The organism is Delftia sp. ZNC0008, assembly GCF_000799035.1.
Lineage (GTDB): Bacteria > Pseudomonadota > Gammaproteobacteria > Burkholderiales > Burkholderiaceae_C > Comamonas > Comamonas tsuruhatensis.
The window spans coordinates 1-454 of the sequence record NZ_JTKZ01000642.1; the positions used below are offsets into that span (position 1 = coordinate 1).

1 pseudogene is annotated in these 454 nt (G+C 70.9%); it reads right to left on the bottom strand.

Annotated features, from left to right (window positions below):
- Positions 1-110: 110 nt before the first annotated feature.
- Positions 111-446, bottom strand: a pseudogene (locus tag L995_RS20900) (aldolase/citrate lyase family protein); the annotation flags it as partial.
- Positions 447-454: the final 8 nt, after the last annotated feature.

Here is a 454-nt window from a genome sequence, read left to right on the forward strand (position 1 = left end):
AAAAGAGGTCGTGGTCTGGGGCATGTTCGGCAGCATCTGTCGGCTGGATTCTATGCAGCCGCCGCTCCCTCCCCGGAGCGGCGTTGCGCGCGCCTTGTCAGGCCGGGGCCTCAATAGGTCTGGCTTTTCGGCGCGGGGGCCGCTGCCTGCTTGAAGCGCGCAGCCAGGGCGCTGGTGGCCTGCACCAGCACGCTGGTGTCCAGGCCCACAGCCGTGAAGGTGCAGCCCAGCTCCAGGTACTTGCGCGCCAGGGCCTCGTTGGGCGTGAGGATGCCGGGCGCCTTGCCGGCGCGGCGTATGCGCGCGATGGCGTCGGCAATCGCCTCCTGCACCTCGGGATGGCCGGGGTTGCCGATGTGGCCCATGGAGGCCGACAGGTCGGCCGGGCCGATGAAGACGCCGTCCACGCCCTCGGTGGCGGCAATGGCGTCCAGGTGGGCCAGCGCCTACGCGG